Here is a 19,690-nt window from a genome sequence, read left to right as displayed (position 1 = left end):
CAACTTCAACCACTTGCGCTTGCGATCTCTCGTAAGCGGGAGGCGAATTCTACAGCGTTACACGCTGCTGTCAACACCTCTTTTTCAACTTCCTTTTGGCTTCGATGAACTGAAGCAACTTGCTGTCGAGAACTGCGTAACTCATTGTTTACCAAGGAGTTTTCCGTTTCGACTGCGCCGGAAGTGGGGCGAATTATAGGCTTCTAGAATCTGCCGTCAAGGCTTAATTACGCTTTTGTTGCAGAAGGCGCTTTTTTAGCAATAAGGCGAGGGATTCGTCGCGTCACCGGCGGCACCCGCAGCAACAGAAGCAGCGCACCTATAGAAGCGTAGATAGCCCACTCCTTCAGATCCGCCCGCACTATCCATAACATGTGCAGCAAACCGAGCCCAAGAATCACATAGACCAGGCGATGCAGCTTCTTCCAGCGGCTCCCCAACCGGCGCTGGCTGTAGCGGTTCGACGTGACGGCCAGCATCAGGAGAGCAACAAACCCCAGCGCACCCACAATGATGTAGGGCCGCTTGCTCAACTCTACGCCGAGCTGCGACCAATCCAGCCCCAGGACAAATACGCAATAGGCCGCCAGGTGCAGCACGACATAAGCAAAGCACCACAGGCCCAACTGTCGACGCACCGCTATCCACCCCGCCCAACCGCTCAACTTCTGCAGCGGCGTCATGGCAAGTGTGATCAGCAACAGAATCAACGTTCCCAAACCCAATCGATCGACGAGCACCTTGCCAGGGTCAGGCCCCAGCGCGGAACTCCACGCCTCATACAACCAGAGCAATGGCCACACTGCAGCGGCTACAAACACGCCGATGCGCCAGATGGGATAGCGCATCAGTAGTTCTTCCGCAGATCGAGGCCTGTATATAAAGAAGCGACCTCATCCGAATAGCCATTGAACATCTGCGTCTCGCGCACATTCGGACTAAACAGGCCGCTCGGCAGACGGCGCTCCCGCGCCTGGGTCCAGCGTGGATGATCCACCGTAGGGTTCACATTCGCATAAAACCCATACTCATCAGCCGCAATACTTTGCCAGGTGGTTTTCGGCTGCTCACTGACCAGGCTGATCCGCACGATGGACTTCACACTCTTGAAGCCATACTTCCACGGCACCACCAAACGCAAAGGCGCACCATTCTGGTTGGGCAACTCCCGCCCATACATACCCACAGCCAGGATCGCCAGCGGATTCATCGCCTCATCCAGGCGCAGCCCTTCCACATAAGGCCAGTCGATCAAGCCGAAACTTGAGCGTTGCCCAGGCATGCTCTTGGGATCCTGAAGGGTTTCAAAACGGATGTACTTGGCTTTGGAGGTTGGCTCGACCTGCTTGAGCAACGCCGAGATGGGAAAGCCTATCCACGGAATCACCATGGACCATGCCTCGACACAACGCAGGCGGTAGATGCGCTCTTCCAATTCATAGGGCTTCATGAAGTCCTCCAGAGCATAGCGCCCAGGCTTTGCGACTTCACCATCTATCACCACGCTCCAGGGCTGCGTCTTGAGCGAGCCCGCATTCGTCGCCGGGTCGCCCTTGCCTGTCCCGAACTCATAGAAGTTGTTGTAGTGGGTGGCGTCCTTGAACGGCGTGATGGCCTCATCCTTGACCGTCACCGCCTGCCACTTCGTATTCGGAAGTTTTTCGGTAAACCAGCCGGGCGCGCTGCCCGGCTCGACGTCGGCATACCGCGCAGCATCGCCCGCACTGGCCCAACGCGGCAAGCTGCTGGCGGCAATACCGGCAAGCGCACCGCCGAGCAGGCTGCGGCGAGAGAGGTAGAAAGATTCAGGCGTGACATCCGATTCGTGACAATCGGACGCTTTGGGTAATTTGATTAACATGGTAACTCCGCAGCGTTGGAGAACTGATGCACCAATAGACTGCGGAGTATGGGGGAAATTACATTAAGGCAATGTTTTGTCCCGACGCAGACGCAACAAGTACTGAATAGGGCCCGAAGCGGCGTAGGCCAGGAACGCCAGCAGCAGGATACGCGGTGGATCACTGAACACGACCGCGAACACCAGCACCACGACAAGGATGGCCACGAAAGGCACGCGCCCCTTGAGGTCGAACTCCTTGAAGCTGTTGTACTTGATATTGCTGACCATCAGCATGCCGGCCGCCGCCACCATCAGGGCAACCAGGAACGACATCTTCGACCCTTGAATCCCGTAGTCACTGAACGCCCAGACAATCCCCGCGACAACACCCGCCGCTGCCGGGCTGGCAAGGCCGATGAAGTAGCGTTTGTCGGCAGTCCCCACCTGGGTGTTGAAGCGCGCCAGGCGCAAAGCGGCGCCCGCGACATAGATGAAGGCAACCATCCAGCCGACCTTGCCCATGTCACCCAATGCCCAGGCAAACGCCAGCAGTGCGGGAGCGACACCAAAGGCAACCATGTCCGACAGCGAGTCGTACTCGGCGCCGAAGGCACTTTGGGTATTGGTCATACGCGCCACACGCCCGTCCAGGCCGTCGAGCACCATGGCCACGAAGATTGCGATCGCGGCAAAACCGAAGTATTTGCTGGCACTCGCCGCATCACCCGCCGCCAGCGCACTCTGGGCACTCATGGAGTTGATGATGGAATAGAAGCCGGCAAACAGGTTCGCCGTGGTGAACAGGTTGGGCAGCAGATAGATGCCACGATGCCGGACCTTGCGGCCTTCGGCGTCATGCCCTTCTTCGACATGTTCATCGATCGGCAGCATGCTTTCGGCGTCGGAAGCCTGATGTGGCTCTTCGGGACGTTCGCTCATGGACTTTACCTTGCAACGGTGTGAAAAAAATTCGACAGATACTTGCAGCGACTGTTCGCCTGCAAACGATGCAGCTTTATACCAGAACCGGCCCTCCAAACGAAAAAACGCGGCCTAAGCCGCGTTTTCCCTCGATGCGTACGACTTAGTTCTTGGCTTTGTCGACGATCTTGTTGGCACCGATCCACGGCATCATGGAGCGCAGTTGCTCGCCGATGACTTCGATACCGTGAGCGGCGTTGTTACGACGCTTGGCGGTCATCGAAGGGTAGCCGGTAGCGCCTTCGCTGATGAACATTTTGGCGTATTCGCCGTCCTGAATACGTTTCAGGGCGTTGCGCATGGCCTGACGGGACTCGGCGTTGATTACTTCAGGGCCGGTCACGTACTCGCCGTATTCGGCGTTGTTGGAGATCGAGTAGTTCATGTTGGCGATGCCGCCTTCGTACATGAGGTCAACGATCAGCTTCAGTTCGTGCAGGCATTCGAAGTAGGCCATTTCCGGCGCGTAGCCAGCTTCAACCAGGGTTTCGAAACCAGCTTTTACCAGCTCAACAGTACCACCGCACAGAACGGCTTGTTCGCCGAACAGGTCGGTTTCGGTCTCGTCCTTGAAGGTGGTTTCGATGATGCCGGTACGACCGCCACCCACGCCAGCAGCGTAGGACAGTGCAACGTTCTTGGCGTTGCCCGACGCGTCCTGGTAGATCGCGATCAGGTCAGGGATACCGCCGCCTTTGACGAACTCGGAACGCACGGTGTGGCCCGGTGCTTTCGGCGCGATCATGATCACGTCGAGGTCAGCGCGTGGCACAACCTGGTTGTAGTGAATCGCGAAGCCGTGGGAGAAGGCCAGGGTGGCGCCCTTCTTGATGTTCGGCTCGATTTCGTTCTTGTACAGCGAGGACTGGAACTCGTCCGGGGTCAGGATCATGACCAGGTCGGCAGCCGCAACAGCCGAAGCAACGTCAGTCACTTTCAGGCCATGAGCTTCAGCCTTGGCAACAGTAGCCGAGCCTTTACGCAGGCCAACAGTCACGTCAACGCCGGAATCTTTCAGGTTGCACGCTTGGGCGTGGCCCTGGGAACCGTAGCCGATGATGGCGACTTTCTTGCCCTGGATGATCGACAGGTCACAATCTTTATCGTAATAAACTTTCATGAGGTTCCTCTATATATCCAGGCCGTAAGGCCATTCGCTAATTGGGTTAGATGCTGAGTACTTTGTCGCCACGGGCTATCCCGGTGACACCACTGCGTACGGTTTCCAGAATCGAGGCCGTCCCGATCGACTGGATGAAGCTGTCCAGTTTGTCGCTGGTACCGGTCAGTTGAACGGTATAAACGCTGGCGCTCACATCGACGATCTGCCCGCGATAAATATCGGTAGTGCGTTTGATCTCGGCACGTTGGGCACCCGTGGCCTTGACCTTGACCAGCATCAGCTCGCGCTCGATGTGAGCGCTTTCCGACAAGTCGACCAGCTTGACCACTTCGATCAGCTTGTTGAGGTTCTTGGTGATCTGCTCGATCACCTCATCGTGACCCACGGTGGTCAACGTCAGGCGCGACAGGGTCGGGTCTTCGGTTGGGGCCACGGTCAGGCTTTCGATGTTGTAGTTGCGTTGCGAAAACAGGCCGACAACACGAGACAGAGCGCCGGGTTCGTTCTCCAGAAGCAGGGAGATAATATGCCGCATGATTAAGTACGCTCCGTCTTGTTCAGCCACATGTCGCGCATAGAGCCGTCTTTGATCTGCATCGGGTAGACGTGCTCGCTGGTATCCACCTGAATATCGATGAACACCAGGCGGTCCTTCATGGCGAACGCCTCTTCCATTTTCGGCTTCAGATCTTTCAGATCGTTGATGCGAATGCCGACGTGGCCATAGGCTTCAACCAATTTGACGAAGTCTGGCAACGATTCCATGTAGGAATGGGAGTGACGGCTACCGTAGCTCATGTCCTGCCACTGACGAACCATGCCCAGTACGCCGTTGTTCAAGCAGACGATCTTCACCGGAAGGCCGTACTGCAGGCACGTCGACAGTTCCTGGATGTTCATCTGGATGCTGCCTTCGCCCGTCACACAGGCAACGTCGGCATCCGGGAAGCTCAGCTTCACACCCATGGCCGCAGGGAAACCAAAGCCCATCGTGCCCAGGCCACCAGAGTTGATCCAGCGGTTAGGCTTGTCGAACTTGTAGTACTGCGCCGCGAACATCTGGTGCTGGCCTACGTCGGAGGTCACAAAGGCGTCGCCCTTGGTCACTTCGCACAGGGTTTCGATCACGGTTTGCGGCTTGATGATGCTGCCGTCGCCCTTGTCGTAAGGGAACAGGCCGCGATCACCGCGCCATTCGTCGATCTGCTTCCACCAGCTGGCAACGGATTCCTTGTTCGGCGTTTCGCCGATGTCCTTGAGCGCAGCGACCATTTCGGTCAGTACGCTTTCTACAGGACCCACGATCGGCACATCGGCCTTGATGGTCTTGGAGATGGACGCCGGGTCGATGTCGATATGGATGATCTTGGCATTCGGGCAGAATTTGCTCGCGCCGTTGATCACCCGGTCATCGAACCGCGCGCCCACGGCCAGGATCACATCGGCGTGGTGCATGGTGAGGTTGGCGGTGTAGCTGCCGTGCATACCGAGCATGCCGACGAACTGACGGTCCGAACCCGGGAATGCGCCGAGGCCCATCAGGGTGTTGGTCACCGGCAGGTTGAGCAGCTTGGCCAGTTCGGTCAACGGAGCAGAACCGCCACCCAGAATCACGCCACCACCGGAGTACAGCACAGGACGCTTGGCCGCCAGGAGCATTTCTGCCGCCTTGCGGATTTGCCCCGAGTGCCCACGCACGGCCGGGCTGTAGGAACGCAGCTTGGCTTTTTTCGGGAAGACGTATTCGAACTTCTCGGCCGGGTTGGTCATGTCTTTCGGGATATCGACCACTACCGGGCCCGGGCGACCGGACTGGGCAAGGTAGAACGCCTTTTTCATGACATCCGGGATTTCCGAGGGATGCTTGATCATGAAGCTGTGTTTCACGATCGGCCGGGAAATACCGATCATGTCGGTTTCCTGGAATGCATCGGTGCCGACCATAGTGCTAGGCACCTGACCAGAGATGATCACCATCGGAATGGAGTCCATATAGGCAGTCGCGATGCCGGTAATGGCATTGGTTGCGCCTGGGCCGGACGTTACCAGTACCACGCCGGCTTTACCGGTGGCACGGGCGTAACCGTCAGCCATATGGGTCGCGGCCTGTTCGTGGCGAACCAGGATGTGGGTAACAGCCGGTTCCTTGAACAGTGCGTCGTAGACATGCAGCAGAGCACCACCTGGGTACCCGTAGATATAGTCGACGCCTTCGTCACGCAAAAAGCGGACGAGCATCTCACCGCCAGATAAAAGCTCCACGTTGTTCACCTCTAAAACGCCAGAATACCGTCCGTTAAAAACCGACGGGTCTTAATAGGTTTACTTCTCAACAGAGCATGAGCGACGGTGGTCGCCGACTACGTCAGCACTGACTGAGCAAGTATTGGGATCGTCCCAAGTGTTGCGGGCTTTTCCCACCCAGCGCGAGGTAACGCGTTGCGGGTGTTACAGGTCGGCGCGGATGTGCGCCTCATGATCTGCTGAGCGGGCCTGCTTCTGGCAGTCCCGATACAGCGGACTTTGGATTCTTCTGTTTCACGCCCTTCAAGTCAAGCAATAATTGCGCTTTTTTCCAACTAAGCGCATGAGAACGTAGAAGAAAGGGCTTTGAGGAGGGATAAAACTCGCCTGAATGTCGTCAAGCGGTAGAAATGTGCGCAAGACTGCCGGAAAAACCGGCAGTCAGGCAATTAACGAGCGTCGACGATCAATTGATCGAACTTTTTCAGCGCGTTACGCAAGCCGAGGCTCTCCCGCGGTCGGTCGGCGTAGACCATCTCGGCCATTTCCAGGATCCCCGACGCATTCGGCAAGGGCAGGTCCTGCTCCAGGATCTGCTTCATACGCGCGAGGAAGATCCATTGCAGCCACTGATGGAAGTCCAGGGTATCGACGGAAAAGGGCTCGACACTGCTGAGGGCTTCAGCGCCAGGGGAAACTTCATCCCACCAGCCCTGTACGCGCAGTTCGCGCTCGATCAGCAATAACTGCTCGGCGATCGCGGGGAAACGCGCATCCATCAGAGACTGACCTTGGCTTTTTGCCGCGCCTGGGCTGCACCGGCGGCATCCCCTTGGGCGGCACGTGCATCACCGATCAACGCCCACAGGCTGGCTTGCAGGTCTGGACGGCCATTGGCCAGGCTCAGGCCGCGACGAGCGAACTGCTCCGCTTGGGGCGCATCGCCCTGGGCCATGCGCACCTGGGCCAGGCGATAGAGCACTTGTGGCTCACGCGGCGCCACGCGCTGGGCACGTTCAAGGCTCGACGAGGCGCCGTTCAAGTCGCCACCGGCCTGCTGCTGCTGAGCGGTGGTGAGCAACGCCAGCACCGGGCCATCCAGTTGTTCGTCAGCCGACAACCCACCCGCATTGGACGATGACGGAATACCGCTCGGCGTCGAAGGCATGTTGTAGGTGCCCTGGTTGACCGGCGCGGTTTGAATCGGCGTGGAGTTCACCGGCCCGGAAGTGCTCGGGCCTGGGGTCCATGGCTCGGCACTGATAGGCGCCGAGGTTGCAGCCCCACTGCCTGGCACCATCACCACGACGCCGGAATCCTGGGGAATGGCCTGGGGTGCAGCTTGGGCAGGCCGTTTGACCACGGTCTGACGGAAGCCGCCATTGGCCGAAATGCGGTCGCTATTGGAGACGGACGTGCTTGAGTCCACCACAGGGATAGAGCCGCGCTGCACGCTGGAGCAACCGCCGAGCAAAGCCAGAGCCGTAATGGCTGGAATCCACAACTTGTTCACTTGAAACCCTCTTTGCTTAATTCATCCAGCCCTTGACCCAATCCATCACCGATTCCGCGTCAGCAGGTGTACTGCCACTGCACGCGGCGCCGGGTGGTGGTTCGCTGCCGCGAATATACGGCATCTGCACCGCGCCCGGACAGTTGGCGTCGGAGCCTTGGCCGGTGTGCGGATCAATCCAGGCCTGCACGATATTGTCCGGCTGCGGCATGTTGAGCGGCAACGGATCAGCCTTGCGCATGAAACTGGTCCATACCTGCAACGCGCCGGTCGCACCGGTGAACGGCGTCTTGCCGTTATCGTCGCGCCCCAGCCACACCACGGCCAGTACATCCTGGCCGAACCCTGCGAACCAGCTGTCGCGGGAGTCGTTACTGGTACCGGTCTTGCCGGCCAGGGTCAGGTTCGACGGCAGCACGCTGTAGACCGAACGCCCTGTACCCTCCCGCATCACGCGCTGCATGGCGTTCTGGATCAGGTAAATGGAACCCGCGTCGAAGCGCTGCTGAATCTGGAACGGGTAGCGCTTGAGCGGTTCGCCATCGGCGGTCAGCACACTGCGAATACCGCGCATCGGCGTGTTGAAGCCACCATTGGCCAGGGTCTGGTACATGGTGGTCACTTCCATCGGCGTCATGGCCGCAGCGCCCAAAAGCATGGATGGGAATGCAGGGAACTCACGCTCCACCCCCAGTCGCGCTATGGTTTTCAGGACATTTGGCACGCCTACCTCAAGCCCCAGGCGCGAGGTCGAAATATTGTAGGAATGCGCCAGCCCTTGATACAGGAACACCGTGCCATGGGAGCGGCGGTCGAAGTTCTTGGGGGTCCATACCTGGCCATCCGCACCTTTGACCGACAGCGGGTCATCGGACAGCCAACTGGTCAGCGTGTACTTGCTGGGTTTTTCCAGTGCTGTGAGGTAGACCGCGGGCTTGACCAGCGAGCCAATTGGCCGCACGGCATCCAGTGCGCGGTTGAAACCGGCGAAACTGGCCTGCCGGCTGCCGATCATGGCCTGGACTTCGCCGGTTTCCGGGTTGGTCACGACCATGGCGGCTTCGACTTCATCCGAGCCTTTACGGCCGGTCAGGCGCTTGAAGGTGTCGTTGACCGACGCTTCGGCCTTCATCTGCAGGATGGGGTCGAAGCTGGTGAAGATCCGCAGGCCCTCTTCGGTCAAGTCTTCGTCGCGGTAGTCTTCGCGCAGTTGGCGCTTGACCAAGTCGATAAAGCCAGGGAATGAGCTATCCGCCAGCTTGCCGCGAGTGGTCACACCCAGTGGCATTTTTTTCGCAGCGGCTACTTGTTCAGCGGTAGCGACACCCTGCTGCTCCAGCACATCGAGCACCAGGTTGCGACGTTCAAGCGCACGCTCCGGGTTGCGGCGCGGGTTGTAATAGGACGGCCCCTTCACCATCCCCACCAGCAACGCGACCTGATGCAACTTCAACTCGGACAACGGCTGCCCGAAGAAGAACTGGCTGGCCAGGCCGAAACCGTGCACGGCGCGCTGGCCATCCTGCCCGACGAATACCTCGTTGAGGTAGGCCTCGAGGATTTCCTGCTTGCTGTAATGCAGCTCCAGCAACATCGCCATCATGGCTTCGGTGAGTTTACGGGTGAGGCTGCGTTCGTTGGTCAGGTAGAAGTTCTTGACCAATTGTTGCGTCAACGTACTGCCGCCCTGGGTCATCTTGCCGCCGGAGGTGTTGACCCAGATAGCACGGGCGATCGACTTCGGCGAGACACCCCAGTGGCTATAGAAATCGCGGTCTTCGACAGCGACCAGGGTTTCCAGCAGGTACGGCGGCACCTGATCGAGCTTGATCAGGATGCGATCTTCAAGGTTTTTCGGGTAAATACCGCCGATCAGCAACGGTTCAAGACGCACCACCGGCAGCTTGGAGCCATTGAGCGACGACAGCTCAGCCACATAGTCGCCAGAGAAACGCACGCGCACCGGCTGGGCTTTTTCCAGGCCTTCGTAGAACTGGAAGCCACGGGTGTTCAGGTCGACGGTATTACCGCTGACCGCAGCAGCGCCGGGGCCATTGCTCACAGGTTCGCGGCGGTAGCCCAGTGCATCGAGCTCGGTGAGGAAATCTTCCTTGCTGAGCTTCTGGCCAGAGAACAGTTCCAGCGGGCGTGCATACACCTTGGCCGGAATCGTCCAGCGCTTGCCGGAGAATTTTTCCTGCACCACGGCATCGAGGTACACCGCAAGGCCAGCGACCGCCACAAGGCCCACCAGGCCAAGCTTGATCACCCAGCCCAGCCAAGGGCGCGGGCCGCGGGAAGGAGGTTTTTTACGGGAACGGGGAGATCGGGTTCGAGTCATGGCGGCGGATTATACGCACTTTATTGATGATCAACATGAGCCGGACAGCGGTTTGCACGACTGGCATCAGCAGCCATAATGCCCCCCATGATTTTCCCCAGACTTTGAAGGATCGCCCGTGAGCCAGACCCTGATCGCTGCCCTGCAAAACCCGGCCTTGTACCCTCATCCGGTTGACGCGTTTCAAGTCATCGAGACCCATATTTCCTGGGTGATACTGACGGGCCCCTATGCATATAAGCTGAAGAAACCGATGAACTTCGGCTTCCTGGACTTCACCAATCTGGACGACCGCGGGCATTTCTGCCGCGAGGAACTGCGCCTCAACCAGCGCCTGACCGAAGATTTGTATCTTGAAGTGTTGCCGATTACCGGCACTGCCGAGGCACCGCAACTGGGTGGCGACGGCCCGGCCATCGAATACGCGCTGAAAATGCGTCAGTTCCCGCAAAGCCAGATGCTCAGCACCCTGCAAGCCAACGGCGAACTGACCAGCGCGCACATCGATGAGATGGCCAAACAGATTGCCCAGTTCCACCTCCATGCCCCTCAAGTCCCACAAGACCACCCGGCCGGCACGCCGCAGGAAGTAATGGCGCCGGTACGCCAGAACTTTGACCAGATCCGCCCGTTCCTCAGCGACAAGGCCGACCTGACGCAACTGGAGGCTCTGCAAGCCTGGGCTGAAAGCAGCTTCGAACGCCTCAAGCCTCTGCTTGCGCAGCGCAAGCTCGACGGCTATACCCGTGAATGCCACGGCGATATCCACCTGGGCAACGCCACCCTGATCGATGGCCGCGTGGTGATCTTCGACTGCATCGAGTTCAACGAGCCTTTCCGCTTTACCGACGTGTACGCCGACACCGCCTTTTTGGCCATGGACCTGGAAGATCGCGGCCTCAAATGCCTGGCACGGCGCTTTATCAGCCAGTACCTGGAACTGACCGGTGACTACCAGGGCCTGGAGCTGCTGAACTTCTATAAAGCCTACCGTGCGCTGGTGCGCGCCAAGGTTGCACTGTTCAGCATGCCGAGCGAAGCCAACCCGGTGCAACGCGCTACCACCCTGCGCCAGTACCGCAACTACGCCAACCTGGCGGAGAGCTACAGCACCATTCCTTCGCGTTTCCTGGCAATCACCCACGGTGTTTCAGCCGTGGGCAAGAGCCACGTGGCCATGCGCCTGGTCGAAGCCCTGGGCGCCATCCGCCTGCGCTCGGATGTAGAGCGCAAGCGCCTGTTTGGCGAGCAGCAGGTGGAGAACACCCTGCAGGCCGGCATTTACAATCAGGACGCCAGCGCTGCCACCTACGCACGCCTGAACGAGATTGCCGACACCGTGCTGCGCGCCGGCTACCCGGTAGTGCTGGATGCCACGTTCTTGAAACGCGCACAGCGTGACGCCGCCGCCCAGGTTGCCGAAGCCACTGGCGCGCCGTTCCTGATCCTCGACTGCAACGCCCCGCACGCCGTTATCACCAGTTGGCTGGCCCAACGCCAGGCGGATAAAAACGATCCGTCCGACGCCACACTGGCCGTTATCGAAGAACAACAAGCCAGTCGTGATCCGCTGACTGCCGAGGAGCTGCTGCTCAGCAAGCGTGTCGAGACCAATGAAAGCGGGACGCTCGACGCCTTGGTCGGGCATATCCGCCAGCGTCTGCCGGGCCTGTAAGAAATATTTCTTGGTCGTGTCGCCGTCTTCGGCGCGCGACCTCGCGATAGTGGCACTATACTGGCTCCATAACACCAGCCAGAGTCGCGATCATGAGTCAGCCCAAGCTTCTTGATACCCCGCTCTACGCCCTCCTGCATAAGGACGATATCCGCGGCTTCAACCAGGAGCGCCCTGAGAACGGCACCATCGACATGCGCGGTGGCGACTTTCGCGGGTTGGACCTGCGCGACCTGAACGCCACGGGTGTTGATTTTACCGACGCCTATTTTCGCTCTGCCGACCTGCGCGGCCTGGACTTGCGTGGCTGCTCACTGGAAGGCGCCAGCCTGGCCCATGCACAGATTTCGGGTGCTTATTTCCCGCCCGAACTCACGGCTGACGAAATACTTATGTCAGTCAATTTCGGTACTCGCCTGCGCTACCGCACCAAGTAACCCCACACACTGAGTGACGGCCACATCCCCTGCCTGGCGGGCGCGTTGCGCCTATCTGCGAGCAAGCGCCGTCGCGCCATTCTTATAAGCTTTTCAGCCCTTCCTGACCAAAGAACCACGCTTTTCCTACTGAGCGCTACACTCATTTTCAGGCTGCCTGGTCACGACACCCACCGCACCATTCGGCCAACGCAAGGAGGCTTGATGAACGATGAGCTGCAACACCTGAAAAACCTTGGCAAGACGTCAGCGCAGTGGCTGCATGCGGTGGGCATCCACAGCGCGTCCGACTTGCGTCGGCTGGGGGCGGTCGATGCCTACCGAGCCGTGCGCACGCGCGGGTTTCGAGCCTCGAAGGTTCTGCTGTATGCGATTGAAGGGGCATTGATGGATGTGCACTGGAACGACATACCCACGGAGCGCAAGGAGGCCTTGAACCGTCAGCTGGAAGCGATTTCAGTGCATCAGAAGAACTAGAGTGGCACTCAAACCCAGTGTTTACGGGCATTACAAACGAGCGTTTGAGAAAACTACATGAGCCAGAAAAACAAATGTTGACTCTCAAATGAGAATCGTTATGATTATCACAACTGGTCGCGAGATCAGCCGATAACTGAAAGACCATTGGTTCGGACTCTCAGATTATCTCCTCATCAGGCTAATCACGGTTATTTGACCCGGCTCTTGCCGGGTCTTTTTTTGCCCGTGAATTAACCCGCCTCAGCGCGCAATGATCAGCGGATGCCCACGCTCCGGATGCAGCTGTACCAGCACATCCAGGCCGAATACAGCCTTGAGCGGCTCAGGTTGCAAGACTTTGGAGGGCGTATCCAACGCGTGAGGGCGGCCGTTTTCCAGCAACAGGATCCGGTCGCAGTAACGCGCTGCCAGGTTCAAGTCATGCAGAATGACCAGCACCGCAGCGCCTCTGTCGGCGAAATGTCGGATAGCTTGTAAGGTGGTGTGTTGGTGCAGGGGGTCGAGCATCGACGTGGGTTCATCCAGCAACAATGTCTGCCCCGCTTCACCTGGCCATAACTGCGCCAATACCCGCGCCAGGTGCACACGTTGCCGCTCGCCGCCGGACAACGCCAGGTAACTGCGGCCACTCAGGTGGCCGACATCCGCCGCTTGCAGGGCCGCGCTGATGATTTCGTCGTCGCGCACTCGCCCGGTCTGATGGGGCAAGCGGCCCATGCCCACCACCTCTTCGACACGAAAAGCAAAATCCAGGGTGGAAGATTGTGGCAGTACCGCCAGGCGCTGGGCACGCTGCGCGCCGGTCATGTGCTTGAGCGCCTGGTGATCCAGCCAGACCTTGCCCTGATCCGGCTGCAACTCCCCGCACAGCGCCCCAAGCAAGGTGCTTTTGCCGGCGCCATTGGGGCCCAGAACGCCCAGCACTTCGCCCGGCAAAAGGTCCAAGGTGATATCGGCCAGCACGGTTTTCCCACCACGCCGGATCTGCAACGCTTCTACCCGCAACATCAGGCGCGCCCTCGTAACAATAAATAGAGGAAAAACGGCGCACCGATAAACGCGGTGACAATACCGATCGGCAGCTCCGCCGGCGCCAACGCCAGGCGCGCCACCAGGTCCGCAAACAACAGCAGGCTCGCCCCCGCCAATACTGAGGCCGGTAACAACACCCGATGATCCGGCCCCGCCAGCAACCGCACCAGATGGGGTACCACCAACCCGACAAAACCAATCATGCCCGCCGCCGCCACTGCAGCGCCAACGCCTAAAGCCGTACAGAACACCAGCTCACGCTTGAGCCTTTCAACATCAATACCCAGATGATTGGCCTCAGACTCACCCAACAGCAGCGCATTCAGCGCCTTGGCCCGGCGCGGCAACCACAGCGCCACGCCCGCGCTCACCAGCAGCAAGGGCCACAACCGCGAGTAACTTGCGCCATTGAGGCTGCCCAGGTTCCAGAACGTCAGGGTGCGTAACGTGGCGTCGTCAGCCAAATAGGTAAAGAGCCCCACCGCAGAACCGGCCAGGGCCGTCAGGGCGATACCGGCGAGCAACATCGTCGCGACATTGGTCTGGCCATTGCGACGTCCCAGACGATAGACCAGCGCCGTAACGCCCAGGCCGCCGAGAAATGCGCACAGCGACAATAGATACGGCCCGAATGCCTCCGGCAGCCCGCCAAAGAACGAGCCACCAACAATCGCCACCGCCGCCCCCAGCGCTGCGCCGCTTGACACACCGACCAAGCCAGGATCGGCCAGCGGATTGCGAAACAACCCCTGCATCGCCACACCCGACAACGCCAGCACACCGCCGACCGCCAGCCCCAACAGGGTGCGCGGCAAGCGAATCTGCCCCAGGATCAACTCGGCCTGCTCCAATCCTTGCGGCTCAATAGGTACGCCCATCAGTCTTAACGCAGCCCTGAGCGTGTCCACTAACGGCAGGCTGACCGGCCCCAGTGCCAATGAGAGCCAGATCGCCAATACACACAGCAGCGACAGCCCGATAAACAGCGTTTTTGGCTTAACCAGAGTGGTCATGGAGCAGGCTTGGCCTGGGACGGATAAAAGCCGGCAGACAGTTTCTCCAGGCTTTGCGGCAATCGCGGCCCCAGGCCACCTACCAGCAAGGTCGGATCCAGCTCAAAGACTCGGTCGCTCTTGGCTGCCGGCGTAGAAGCAAGGATCGGATTTTCCTTGAACAAGGCGGCACGCGCCGCGTCCCCGGTCAGGGCGCGATCGGCAAACACCAGCACCTCAGGATTCAAACCGGCCAGCGATTCCACGGAAAACGGTTTATAGCCCACATGCGTGGCCAGATTACGCCCACCAGCCTGCTGCAACATCCAGTCAGCGGCCGTGTCCTTACCGGCGATCAGCGGTTTGCCACCGGCATGGCCGAGCAGCAACAGCACACCTGGAGCCTTCTGTGTAGCCTGGGCCTTGGCCACCCAGTTTTTTTGCTGCGCCAGCGCCTGCTCATACCCGGCAAACAAGGCATCAGCCTGGGCCTCACTACCGAGCAGTTTCCCCAAATGTTCAAGGTTGCCTTTGAGCGTGGGCAAATCCGGCTGGGCCGAGAACATATCCACCTGCACCCCGGCGCTGCGAATCTGTGCCAGCACCGGCGGTGGCCCCATTTCCTCCGTGCCCACGAGGATTTGCGGGCGCAGGCTGAGAATGCCTTCGGCCGACAACTGCCGCTGGTAACCAATGCTCGGCAAGGCCTTGAGCGACGCCGGATGCTGACTGGTGGTGTCCACCCCCACCAGCTTCGACTCACCGCCCAGGGCCGTCACCCATTCCGACAGCGCACCGCCGGCACTGACCCAGCGTTGCGGCAGTTCAGAGGCGTGCACCCCAGGGTTGACCAGCAGTGAGGCAACAAGCGCAATAGCGCTGGTACTCAGGCGCATAACAGGGTTTCCTTCCTAGGGCAGGGCCACTCAAGCACTCATTGATGTGACAGATTACCCCTGCCATGCATCGTATTGAGCACCCAATCAGCTGACGGGCGAAGCAGGCATTTGATAATTGTTTGCATTTGCACGTCAAGGCACTTAAGGATTGAAATGAAGTTTCTCTGCGCCTCCGGCGACCTCGCCCCCAACAGCAGCCGCGGTTTTGATATCGATGGCCACAGGCTGTTGGCGGTGCGCCGGGACGGCATTGCGTACTTCTATCTCAACCGCTGCCCCCATCGCGGCATCCCGCTGGAATGGCAGCCAGATCGCTTCCTCGATGAAAGCGCCAGCCTGATCCAATGCGCCACCCATGGCGCGTTGTTCCTGATTGAAAGCGGCGAGTGCATCGCCGGGCCTTGCGCAGGCCAAAGCCTCACCGCCCTGCCCGGCCGCGAAGACGAACAGGGATTGTGGGTCGATCTCTAGTCGCCCAGCAGCACCTTCAGCCGACGCTCGACGTAAATCTCCTGCGGCGTAACCCGTACGCCATAGGCCAACACCTCTACACCTGCAGCCTTGGCCTCACGTAGCGCTGCCGCATAACCGGCGTCGATTTCCACCGCCGGGCGCACCGCGTCGATCCCCGACAGGTTCACGCAATACAGCTGCACGGCCCGTATACCGTCGCGCGCCAGATGCGCCAGCTCACGCAAGTGCTTGGCACCGCGCTGGGTCACCGCATCGGGGAAAGCCGCCACTGAGCTGCCATCAAAGCCCAGGGTGACGCTTTTGACCTCAACAAACGCAGCACCCTGGGGGTAATCCAGGCGAAAGTCGATGCGGCTTTTCTCCTGGCCATAAGGCACCTCACGCTTCAACGCAGTAAAGCCATTGAGCTCAGTGATCACACCGGCCAGCAAGGCTTCTTCCACCAACTGATTGGCACGCGCGGTGTTGACGCACGCCAGCCGGCCCTGGGGCGTTTCGGCAATCTCCCAGGTGCCCGGCAGCTTACGCTTGGGGTCCGTGGAACGGCTGAACCAGACCTGGCCACCTTCGACCATGCAGTTGAGCATCGAGCCGGTGTTAGGGCAGTGAATGGTGAGCAACTCGCCGGTAAGGGTTTCGATATCGGTGAGAAAGCGCTTGTAGCGGCGGATCAGCCGCCCTTCTTCAAGAGGAGGATTAAAACGCATCAGCCTTGCCAGCTCCGCAAACCACGGGCGATCCGCTCCACCGCTTCTTGCAGCCGATCGAGATTTTGCGTGTAGGCAAAACGCACGTGATGGCCCGCCTGGTAGCGACCGAAATCCAACCCGGGCGTAAAGGCCACATGCTCGGTTTCGAGGAAATGCCGGCAAAACGCGAAGGCATCGCCGCCGAACGCGCTGATATCGGCATACAGATAAAAGGCACCTTCGGGCTCCACGGCGATACCAAACCCCAGCTCACGCAGGGCCGGCAGCAGGAAGTCACGGCGGCGACCAAATTCGGCACGGCGCTGCTCCAGAATCTCCAGGGTTTGCGGGGTGAAACAGGCCAACGCGGCATGCTGGGCCATGCTTGGCGCACTGATGTAGAGGTTTTGCGCCAATTTCTCCAACTCACCCACCGCTTCAGGCGGCGCCACCAGCCAACCGAGGCGCCAGCCGGTCATGCCGAAATACTTCGAAAAACTATTCAGGACAAAGGCGTCATCATCGACTTCCAGCACACTGGCGGCGTCCGTGCCGTAGGTGAGGCCGTGATAAATCTCGTCGACCACCAAATGACCGTTGCGCGCCTTGATGGCGCCCGACAGCCCAGCCAACTCGTCCCGGGTGAGGATCGTGCCGGTGGGGTTGGCGGGCGACGCCACCAGTGCGCCGACACTGTCCTGGTCCCAATGCCTGGCCACCAGATCGGCGGTCAACTGGTAGCGTACGTCTGGGCCGACCGGTACCAACTGCGCCGCGCCTTCCACAAGGCGCAGGAAGTGTCGGTTGCAGGGGTAGCCTGGGTCCGCCAGTAGCCAATGCTTACCCGGATCCACCAGCAAACTGCTGGCCAGCAATAACGCGCCGGAGCCACCGGGAGTGATCAGAATGCGCTGCGGGTCGATGCTCAAACCGTAGCGTTGCTGGTAGAAACCACTGATGGCTTCGCGCAACTCCGGCAAGCCACGGGCGGCGGTGTAGCGCGTCTTACCGTTTGCCAACGCAGCTTGGCCGGCCTGGATGATCGGTTCGGCGGTGGTGAAGTCCGGCTCGCCGATTTCCAGGTGGATCACGTCGTGACCGGCGGCCTGCAGCTCATTGGCACGCGCCAGTAACGCCATGACATGAAAAGGTTCGATGGCGCGACTGCGCGCACTGTAGGGCTGAGCCATTAGCCTTCCTTAGACGGTGAGGACAAAATCTGGATTCTACCGAACCCTCGCGGTAAAACATGCTCTATTGCCTGATTGGGGCTGCAAGTGCACCCTGCGCGCGCTCGTAAAACAGCTAAAATCAACATTCGAGGCAATACATACCCAGTCATGGCGGGCTGCTGCGGTTTGCATCCCCTTTGCCCTGGACCTCGACAACCGGGAGTAGCGCACCCTGAATCTATCTGGTAAGTTCGCCCGCTTGCAGCCGCAGGGCCGGCAGGTGTCGGTGACGTTGCAATCCTGCGCAATGGATTAGAAGAGTGAGAGGCGGTCTATTCATGTCCACCCAAGCAAAGCAACAGCAGACTCAAGGCCTCGGCGGCTTCGAACCCTATGTCGAAAAAAAGGGCGAGGAGTACATGGGCGAGCCCATGCGCGAGCACTTCACCAAGATCCTCAACAAGTGGAAACAGGACTTGATGCAGGAAGTTGACCGTACGGTTGACCATATGAAGGATGAAGCGGCCAACTTCCCTGACCCGGCCGATCGTGCCAGCCAGGAAGAAGAGTTCGCCCTCGAACTGCGCGCCCGCGATCGCGAGCGCAAGTTGATCAAGAAGATCGACAAGACCCTGCAACTGATCAAAGACGAAGAATACGGCTGGTGCGAATCCTGCGGCGTCGAAATCGGTATTCGCCGACTGGAAGCCCGCCCAACCGCGGACCTGTGCGTAGACTGCAAGACCTTGGCTGAAATCAAGGAAAAACAGGTCGGCAAGTAACGTTGCCGAGTTGAACAAATGGAGCGTGCGAACGCTCCATTTTTGTTTCTGGCGTTTACCGGTTATGCAGTAGTATCCGGGCCATGACAGCCTCTACTTATATCGGGCGCTTCGCCCCCACACCCAGCGGCCATTTGCACTTCGGCTCCCTGGTTGCCGCCCTCGCCTCCTACCTCGATGCACGCGCCCACCATGGCCGTTGGTTGATGCGCATGGAAGACCTTGACCCTCCCCGTGAAGAGCCCGGCGCTCAGGCGGCGATCCTGCATGCGCTGGAAAGCTACGGCTTTGAATGGGATGGCGAACTGGTTCGTCAGAGCGAGCGGCATGATGCCTACGCCAAAGTACTGAACGATATGTTCAACCACGGCCTGGCCTACGCCTGCACCTGCTCGCGCAAGCAGTTGGCGCCCTACAACGGGGTTTACCCAGGCTTGTGCCGCAATGCCGGCCACGCCCAGCAAGACGCCGCCATCCGCCTGCGCGTGCCCGAGTTGGAGTATCACTTTATCGACCGCGTCCAGGGCGAGTTCCGGCAGCATCTGGGCCGCGATGCCGGCGACTTCATCATCCGTCGCCGCGACGGCCTCTACGCCTACCAACTGGCGGTGGTGCTCGACGACGCCTGGCAAGGGATAACCGATATCGTGCGCGGCGCCGACCTGCTCGACTCCACACCGCGCCAGCTGTACCTGCAAGAGCTGCTTGGCCTGCGCCAGCCACGTTACTTGCATGTACCGCTGATCGTGCAGCCAGACGGCAACAAGCTGGGCAAGTCCTACCGCTCTGCACCGTTGACAGCCGACCAGGCCACGCCTTTGCTACTCAGAGCACTGCGCGCCCTTGGCCAACAGACTGACACGCAATTGCTTCACGCAAGCCCACGAGAACTGCTGGATTGGGGCATTGCACACTGGGACGCCACCCGCATCCCGCGCACGCTGACCCTGGCCGAAGCGCAATTGAGTTGAAGGCGCTTGCAGGTTGCCAGCCATCCGTTAACATCGCGGCAG

At 59.7% G+C, this 19,690-nt stretch carries 20 protein-coding genes; 6 read left to right on the top strand and 14 right to left on the bottom strand.

Annotation, left to right across the window (positions count from 1 at the left end):
• Window positions 1-227 precede the first annotated feature (227 nt).
• The 9 genes from msrQ to mrcB form a co-directional block, all read right to left on the bottom strand.
• A complete protein-coding gene (gene msrQ / locus QK296_RS08635) occupies window positions 228-848 on the bottom strand; it encodes a protein-methionine-sulfoxide reductase heme-binding subunit MsrQ (RefSeq protein ID WP_003194129.1) in 621 nt (206 codons plus the stop codon).
• Window positions 848-1,861, bottom strand: a complete 1,014-nt coding sequence (gene msrP, locus QK296_RS08630) for a protein-methionine-sulfoxide reductase catalytic subunit MsrP (protein WP_003194130.1) — start codon at window positions 1,859-1,861, stop codon at window positions 848-850. The genes msrQ and msrP overlap by 1 nt, the downstream gene beginning before the upstream one ends.
• A gap of 63 nt (window positions 1,862-1,924) precedes the next feature.
• Window positions 1,925-2,782, bottom strand: a complete 858-nt coding sequence (gene pssA / locus QK296_RS08625; RefSeq protein ID WP_003194131.1) for a CDP-diacylglycerol--serine O-phosphatidyltransferase — start codon at window positions 2,780-2,782, stop codon at window positions 1,925-1,927.
• Between the two features lie 145 nt (window positions 2,783-2,927).
• A complete protein-coding gene (gene ilvC, locus QK296_RS08620; protein ID WP_003194132.1) occupies window positions 2,928-3,944 on the bottom strand; it encodes a ketol-acid reductoisomerase in 1,017 nt (338 codons plus the stop codon).
• A gap of 46 nt (window positions 3,945-3,990) precedes the next feature.
• A complete protein-coding gene (gene ilvN, locus QK296_RS08615; protein ID WP_003176102.1) occupies window positions 3,991-4,482 on the bottom strand; it encodes an acetolactate synthase small subunit in 492 nt (163 codons plus the stop codon).
• Between the two features lie 2 nt (window positions 4,483-4,484).
• Complete coding sequence (locus QK296_RS08610) at window positions 4,485-6,209, bottom strand: acetolactate synthase 3 large subunit (protein WP_003194133.1); 1,725 nt, start codon at window positions 6,207-6,209, stop codon at window positions 4,485-4,487.
• Window positions 6,210-6,640: 431 nt separating this feature from the next.
• Complete coding sequence (locus QK296_RS08605) at window positions 6,641-6,970, bottom strand: YqcC family protein (RefSeq protein WP_003194134.1); 330 nt, start codon at window positions 6,968-6,970, stop codon at window positions 6,641-6,643.
• Window positions 6,970-7,704, bottom strand: coding sequence for a tetratricopeptide repeat protein (locus QK296_RS08600; RefSeq protein WP_003194135.1), 735 nt, complete (start codon window positions 7,702-7,704; stop codon window positions 6,970-6,972). Before QK296_RS08600 ends, QK296_RS08605 begins: the two co-directional genes overlap by 1 nt.
• A gap of 16 nt (window positions 7,705-7,720) precedes the next feature.
• Window positions 7,721-10,045 carry a penicillin-binding protein 1B gene (mrcB, locus tag QK296_RS08595; protein WP_003194136.1) on the bottom strand — a complete coding sequence of 775 codons (2,325 nt, stop codon included), beginning with the start codon at window positions 10,043-10,045 and terminating at the stop codon, window positions 7,721-7,723.
• Window positions 10,046-10,163: 118 nt separating this feature from the next.
• Between mrcB and QK296_RS08590 the strand changes: the two genes are divergently transcribed.
• The 3 genes from QK296_RS08590 (at window position 10,164) to QK296_RS08580 (ending at window position 12,634) form a co-directional block, all read left to right on the top strand.
• Entirely contained in the window at window positions 10,164-11,720 is a 1,557-nt protein-coding gene (locus tag QK296_RS08590; protein ID WP_094775286.1) for a bifunctional aminoglycoside phosphotransferase/ATP-binding protein, read from the top strand.
• A gap of 92 nt (window positions 11,721-11,812) precedes the next feature.
• Window positions 11,813-12,157 carry a pentapeptide repeat-containing protein gene (locus QK296_RS08585; protein WP_003194138.1) on the top strand — a complete coding sequence of 115 codons (345 nt, stop codon included), beginning with the start codon at window positions 11,813-11,815 and terminating at the stop codon, window positions 12,155-12,157.
• Window positions 12,158-12,361: 204 nt separating this feature from the next.
• The gene (locus QK296_RS08580) at window positions 12,362-12,634 is read left to right on the top strand and encodes a TfoX/Sxy family protein (RefSeq protein WP_003194139.1); all 273 of its coding nucleotides are present in this window, start codon (window positions 12,362-12,364) and stop codon (window positions 12,632-12,634) included.
• Between the two features lie 243 nt (window positions 12,635-12,877).
• On the opposite strand, the gene QK296_RS08575 is transcribed toward QK296_RS08580, so the two are convergent.
• The 3 genes from QK296_RS08575 to QK296_RS08565 are packed head-to-tail and all read right to left on the bottom strand — an operon-like array spanning window position 12,878 to window position 15,557.
• Complete coding sequence (locus QK296_RS08575) at window positions 12,878-13,645, bottom strand: heme ABC transporter ATP-binding protein (RefSeq protein WP_094775287.1); 768 nt, start codon at window positions 13,643-13,645, stop codon at window positions 12,878-12,880.
• Complete coding sequence (locus QK296_RS08570) at window positions 13,645-14,682, bottom strand: iron ABC transporter permease (protein WP_003194141.1); 1,038 nt, start codon at window positions 14,680-14,682, stop codon at window positions 13,645-13,647. Before QK296_RS08570 ends, QK296_RS08575 begins: the two co-directional genes overlap by 1 nt.
• Window positions 14,679-15,557, bottom strand: coding sequence for an ABC transporter substrate-binding protein (locus tag QK296_RS08565; RefSeq protein ID WP_169856689.1), 879 nt, complete (start codon window positions 15,555-15,557; stop codon window positions 14,679-14,681). The genes QK296_RS08570 and QK296_RS08565 overlap by 4 nt, the downstream gene beginning before the upstream one ends.
• A 156-nt stretch (window positions 15,558-15,713) precedes the next feature.
• Between QK296_RS08565 and QK296_RS08560 the strand changes: the two genes are divergently transcribed.
• Window positions 15,714-16,031 (top strand): Rieske (2Fe-2S) protein, encoded by a 318-nt coding sequence (locus QK296_RS08560; RefSeq protein ID WP_003194144.1) that lies wholly within the window; start codon window positions 15,714-15,716, stop codon window positions 16,029-16,031.
• On the opposite strand, the gene sfsA is transcribed toward QK296_RS08560, so the two are convergent.
• Together sfsA and QK296_RS08550 are read right to left on the bottom strand one after the other, a co-directional pair.
• On the bottom strand, window positions 16,028-16,741 hold the full coding sequence (sfsA, locus tag QK296_RS08555; RefSeq protein ID WP_034133684.1) for a DNA/RNA nuclease SfsA: 714 nt from the start codon (window positions 16,739-16,741) through the stop codon (window positions 16,028-16,030). The genes QK296_RS08560 and sfsA overlap by 4 nt on opposite strands.
• Entirely contained in the window at window positions 16,741-17,913 is a 1,173-nt protein-coding gene (locus QK296_RS08550; protein ID WP_014719940.1) for a pyridoxal phosphate-dependent aminotransferase, read from the bottom strand. The genes sfsA and QK296_RS08550 overlap by 1 nt, the downstream gene beginning before the upstream one ends.
• Window positions 17,914-18,233: 320 nt before the next feature.
• Between QK296_RS08550 and dksA the strand changes: the two genes are divergently transcribed.
• Together dksA and gluQRS are read left to right on the top strand one after the other, a co-directional pair.
• Complete coding sequence (gene dksA, locus QK296_RS08545) at window positions 18,234-18,677, top strand: RNA polymerase-binding protein DksA (RefSeq protein WP_003194150.1); 444 nt, start codon at window positions 18,234-18,236, stop codon at window positions 18,675-18,677.
• Window positions 18,678-18,760: 83 nt separating this feature from the next.
• On the top strand, window positions 18,761-19,648 hold the full coding sequence (gene gluQRS, locus QK296_RS08540; protein WP_034133686.1) for a tRNA glutamyl-Q(34) synthetase GluQRS: 888 nt from the start codon (window positions 18,761-18,763) through the stop codon (window positions 19,646-19,648).
• Window positions 19,649-19,690: the final 42 nt, after the last annotated feature.

This window comes from Pseudomonas sp. AL10 (assembly GCF_029960685.1).
GTDB classification, from domain to species: Bacteria; Pseudomonadota; Gammaproteobacteria; order Pseudomonadales; family Pseudomonadaceae; genus Aquipseudomonas; species Aquipseudomonas lactis.
This window is presented reverse-complemented; position numbering and strand designations above follow the sequence as displayed.